Consider the following 5605-nt stretch of genomic DNA (forward strand, 5'->3'; position numbering starts at 1 on the left):
ATTTAATTGCAGCCGTGGGTACTTACTTTGATAGTGAGGGAGTTGATTATGAATTTGATATTTATGTTAATGGAGTGTTAAAACACACACAAAATGGTGTAAGCCCATTTGCAGGTTATCATACCATCAAATTAACACAATATGTTCCAATTTCAGCAAATGATACTTTTAAAGTTGTTTTCAAAAATAGTTCTCTACCTTTCGAATGTACTTCAAGACATCATCATAAGGAAAACGTTTCATTTGGAAGTGTGGATGGTGTCAATTGGGAGGATCTTGCTAAAGATAATGTAACAGCAATATTGAAAGTCTACACTGTCGCTAAACCTGTAGTTCCATCAAAACCGGTTATCGCAGGCAATAAGGATGTTGTCATGCTTTACTCAGCTGGCACCTCTTATAAGGTTCGTGTAACTATCGACGGCAGGGCTGTAGTCGGTGAATACGTAACCTTCAAATTCAACGGTGCCACCAAAAAGGTTAAAACCGACAGCAAAGGTTATGCAACTTATAAAATACCTACTGTTAAACCAAAATCAAGTAAATACGCAATCACTGCAACATATAAAGATGTAACTGTTAAAAACACAAAACCTATAAGGTAAAAACCAGCAATAAAGGTGTTGCAATTTTCAAAATCAAAAAGAATGTGCTTAAAAAACTTAAAGTTGGTAAAAAATACTCCTATAAGGTTTCTTATGGTAAAGATGCTGTAAGCAAAAAAATAACCGTTAAAAAATAGGGATTATATTTTTCCCTATTTCTTTTTTTTAGTGTTTTCAGATAATCTCTATTTCCCTATGTTGATTTTATAGTAATACTTAATCGCAATATTGTTTGACTTTTGAATTATTGTATTTAATTGATAATTTCAATGAGGTTATCAAATTTAGATATTAAATTGCATATTCAGTATTTTCTACTTTTCATTGTGGATATTAAAGATAGTGATGTTGTAAAAGAAGTTTCAGAATTTAGTAATATTGATTCACAACAAATATTATTTTAATTTATCTTAATGGTGGAAGAATACCACGACTTCTGCAAGCCGTGGTAGTTCAACTAAATCAAGGAGACCTATGTTAGTGTTTGAGTAGATTATATTCCAGAGCTTCCCTCTTGAATATTGTCTTTTTCAATCTTTTTATTTAATAATAATTTATTAATCCAACCTGATGCCCAGTCAGCTAAATCATCATTTTCGAAAGGAGTTGGTAAAAACTTGTTTTTATTGTCAATCACTTTTCTAGCAAGATTTCGGTAAACTTCTGCTTGTTCAGAGTCAGGTGCTCCTTCAATTGTTGTCACACCATCTAATTCACAGCGTGTTACTGTAGGTGATCTTGGAACAAACTGAATTACATCACTATCAGTTTTGTCTGTAAAATCTTTAATCATATCTTCTTGGAGGGAGGATTTAATGGAATTTCCAATAACACCACCCAATAATGCACCGCCGTTGTTTGAATATTTTAATATTCCTTTGAATAAATTATTGACAGCATAAATGGCCATGTAATCAGATGAAGTTACAGTATATACCTGATCAGCAATTCCTTTACGAATAGGCATTGCAAATCCACCGCACACAACATCTCCTAAAACATCATAAATAATAATATCCGGGTCATATTCGTCAATGATGCCGTTTGTATTTAATAGTTCAATTGCTGCAATAATTCCTCTGCCTGCACATCCTACACCCGGTTCGGGACCTCCTGCTTCAATACAGTATATGCCATTATATCCCTCATGAACAAGTTCATCTAAATCACTTGATCTTTTTCTTACAGTATCCAATACTGTTGGAATGGATTTACCTTTTCTTAATGTGGTTGTCGAGTCGTTTTTAGGATCACAACCTATCTGCATTACACTATATCCCAAATCTGACAATGCTGCTGATAAATTTGAAGTTGTTGTTGACTTTCCGATACCACCTTTTCCATAAATTGCTATTTGTTTTGGCATAATATATCACCTCTATTTTTTTATAATGGTCCTACAAATGAACTTACAATATCTTCAACTAATGTTAATCCTCCGTCATATCCGGCATAATGTTTTACAAGAACAGATTTGTTATATATCGGATATGAAATTGGGATATGTAAAGCATTATAATCTTCTATTGATGTTGGAGATTCAATGGAACTTGAAAACAGGAATAAAAATGGTCTATCTTCAAGGTTTTTCCTGATTTTATATGTATCTGCTTCAAATACTACATCAGGTTCAACTACTGTATCTAAATTATTTTTAATCTCGTCCAATATTTCTTTTCTTACTTCAACAGGAGGATTATCAGTAATTTGGATGATATCCGGTAAGTATCCTAATTCATTTGCTAAAAATTTGGTAAATCCAATTGCATAGCTACTTTCAGCAGCGACTGCATAGAATGAATTTGGACGTACCAATATGATTGCATCACCAGGATATTCCATCAATCTATAGTTCCAGTCTTCTTTTTCATTGATAAATTCTTCAATAGTTTCGCTTGGAATGGATAATTTATCACCGATTACTCTCAGGAATTCTCCAGTTTGTTTTGCTCCTATAGGAACATTTGGAAACTTAATGAATGGAGTTCCATATTTTTCTTTTAATTTTTCAGCTGCTCGAACACCTAACCATGGATTTACAACAATATTGTATTCCGCTGAAGGAATTTTATTAATATGATCTAAACCATTTTTTTGAGAAAATATGATGTTAGTTTTGATACCTATTGACTCTAAAAGTGTTTTCATTGTTAATAAATCTCCTTTCCAGTAAACATGGTTATATGGAACAATTCCGAAAATATTTACAGTTTTTTCTTCAATATCTCCAGCTTCATCAGGTAATAATTGGTCAATTATTGCATCCCAAAATAAATTATACCCTTCCAATGAATTTGCTTTAAATCCCGGCGCATTAACATGAATTACGGCTGCTTTATCTCTGAATTCATCAACTATTGTGTCAACATCATCACCAATTAATGATGGAACACAACCTGATGTCACGACAAATAAATCATCATTTGCTATTTCAATTGTAGATTCTATTAAATTTCTAAGTTTTTCTTCACCACCTAAAATTACATGTTCTTCAACTAAACATGAACAAGGGGTACTTGTTCCTCCTTCATTTCCTCCTGCGGATTCTCCACCGGCATATAATGTTCCAAATAATTGGCCAACACCACATCCTGCACCGGAGTGTAATATTGGAATTCCTCCCCTTATGCCTAATGTAGTACCATAAACACCTGCTAAAGCACAACTGTATCGTGGTGCTTCAACTGAGTTTGTTTCAAAATTTTCAATATTAGTTAATATTCCAGTTTTATTTTTTAATGTGTTTTTACAAGTCAAACAAACACCTCCGGATTATTTTCCTTCATTTAAGTAGTATAATGGATTGTCCTGTTCATACCACCAATCTTTATAACTTTTTTCTGTTTTTTCTGCTAGAGTCTTGTGATAAGATTTATTTTTAAACGCATGTAACAAGAAGTTACCGAATGCTATTGCACCGGCATAACCTGATTGGGCACTGGTAGGTTCAGGATCACCTCTTAAAGAGTGAATTCTTGTTACATTGTTATCTCTTTCCCATGTACCTCCTTGGAATGGGCAGGTTAATGTTAAATCAGGATCTAGATTAGTTGTTACATTGGCTTGTTCTGCAGCTTGGAATGTATTGACCATTATTTGGAAATCTCCGTTATTTTCAATAATCTCTTCTAGTTCATCTATTAATAAATCATCAAAATCCTGAGCCATTGCCGCAGGTGTTGCTAAGCCTAATTCATCAAAGTAGGGCATTTGGGAAACTAATCTTCCTTGACCAAGTGAACCTAAAACTGTTGGTTTTTCTCCATTTTTCCTTAATTTGATAAATTCTCCTTTAATAGCGTCTAGTTTAGGAACCCATATTTTATGTTCCTCTTCGATAAGTTTTTCAACTTCATCTTCTTTTCCGGTATATTTAGCTATATTTCTTAACCATTCATCAGTATTGGAAATGCCTGTTGGGGAAGGATACAAGAAATATGGTACGCCATATTTTTGCTTTAATCCACGAGATAAATAATCTGTATATGTTGGACAGATTGGAGCTGTTACTGCTGCTTCTGACAATTGTTCAAAGTCAGAAACTGTTGCAAATTCAGGGATGAAGTTAACCCTAAGCCCTATTTTCCCGAGTAATCTTTTTATTTCAAGTCTATCTTGCCAGGTATATGATAGCATACTTGCAACATTAACAAGGTCTTCCTGTTTTTTTTCAGGTTCTTTAACAAGATATTTTAAGATTGCATGCCAAAATGCATCGTAACCGGTTTGTACTAATCTGCTTCTAATACCTTCACAATGAATTGGTACAATTTTAGCATTTACCTCATTTTGAACTTCATCTACGGTTCCCTCAATATCTTCACCAATGATTCCTGTAGTACAGGATGTTAAGATAAATATTGCTTGAGGGTTGTATCTTTCTTCTGCTTTTAAAATTGCGTCTCTAAGTTTTTCTGATGCTCCATATACTACATCATCTTGCTGTAAATTGGTTGTCATCCAGGCAGAATTATATTCGTTTGTTCTGCCTAATGATTCAGGAACTCCACGATATAATTCTCTGTAACCTAAAGAACCTGCAGAACATCCAACTGGAGCATTAAATATTGTTACTGCATCACGAATAGTAGTTACCCTATTTGAAAGATAAAAATTTAACACACAACCTCCTGACTGTTGGAATTTCCTATCAGGAATTTTAATGTTTCTTTGTTTTGCATCATTTAACAATTCAGATGCCTTACCATAATATACATTAGTACCATTAGCTCTTTGTTCTCGATTAGGACAGGTATCTTTGTTTAAATCAAGTATTCTTTTAATTTTGTTTCTTTTACATGATCCATTTCCATGTCTATTAACCATATTTTTCACCACACGACATTAATATAACAATTGTTATATAATATTGCAAAATAAACAATCTCATAAACAATTGTTCAAAGTATAATTAAACTCCTCATAATAGTTTAATTGAAAATTTTCCTTATTAATTAAAAATATTTTAATATTTGGCTGCAAAAATAATTATTATTTAATTAAAAGGATAACAAATCTTTATTTAAAATTGAAATTAACAATAGCATTCAAATTATAAAATATTACATACACATGAATAAAGGCATACACATGTGATAATATTTTTCTTCCATTGGTTTACATCTACACATAATTTCACCTTCTTTCATATTATTTAATTTTTTTATAACTATTGTTATAGAAATAGTCTGGTGTTTGATATTTTATTTTCATAGTATTTAAATGTTTCCATAAGAATTATGCATCTGTTAAAAAAGATTATTTTTAAATTATATGCTTGTTTAATCAGGGTATGTAAAAACTTAACATTTATATATTATTAAAATCAATAATTACAATTGTTATACTATATTATGACGGAGAAATTAACATGGTAGAAAAGGGAACAGATGTGTTAAAGGAAGGTTTCGCCAAAATGACAAAAGGCGGAGTCATTATGGACGTAGTGAATGCAGAACAGGCTTCAATTGCAGAAGATGCAGGGGCGGTGGCAGTAATGG

The 5605-nt window shown here is 32.3% G+C and carries 4 protein-coding genes and 1 pseudogene; 2 read left to right on the forward strand and 3 right to left on the reverse strand.

Translation table 11 applies throughout. The annotated features are described in order from the left end of the window. On the forward strand, positions 1 to 605 hold a 605-nt coding region (locus QZN33_RS11470), incomplete at its 5' end, for a lectin like domain-containing protein (protein WP_296792748.1). 493 nt (positions 606 to 1098) lie between these two features. Here QZN33_RS11470 and QZN33_RS11475 read toward each other — a convergent pair. From QZN33_RS11475 to QZN33_RS11485, 3 genes are read right to left on the reverse strand one after another with little or no spacing between them, the layout of a single operon-like run. Beyond that, positions 1099 to 1971: a nitrogenase iron protein NifH gene (locus QZN33_RS11475; protein WP_296792750.1), complete on the reverse strand. Its 873-nt coding sequence runs from the start codon at positions 1969 to 1971 to the stop codon at positions 1099 to 1101. Positions 1972 to 1991: 20 nt separating this feature from the next. Further along, positions 1992 to 3362, reverse strand: coding sequence for a nitrogenase component 1 (locus tag QZN33_RS11480; protein ID WP_296792752.1), 1371 nt, complete (start codon positions 3360 to 3362; stop codon positions 1992 to 1994). A gap of 15 nt (positions 3363 to 3377) precedes the next feature. Continuing rightward, the gene (locus QZN33_RS11485; protein ID WP_296792754.1) at positions 3378 to 4931 is read right to left on the reverse strand and encodes a nitrogenase component 1; all 1554 of its coding nucleotides are present in this window, start codon (positions 4929 to 4931) and stop codon (positions 3378 to 3380) included. Positions 4932 to 5475: 544 nt separating this feature from the next. Here QZN33_RS11485 and QZN33_RS11490 point away from each other — a divergent pair. Beyond that, positions 5476 to 5605: pseudogene (locus QZN33_RS11490) on the forward strand (pyridoxal 5'-phosphate synthase lyase subunit PdxS); the annotation flags it as partial.

The organism is uncultured Methanobrevibacter sp. (genome assembly GCF_900314615.1).
In the GTDB taxonomy this organism is placed as follows: Archaea; Methanobacteriota; Methanobacteria; order Methanobacteriales; family Methanobacteriaceae; genus Methanocatella.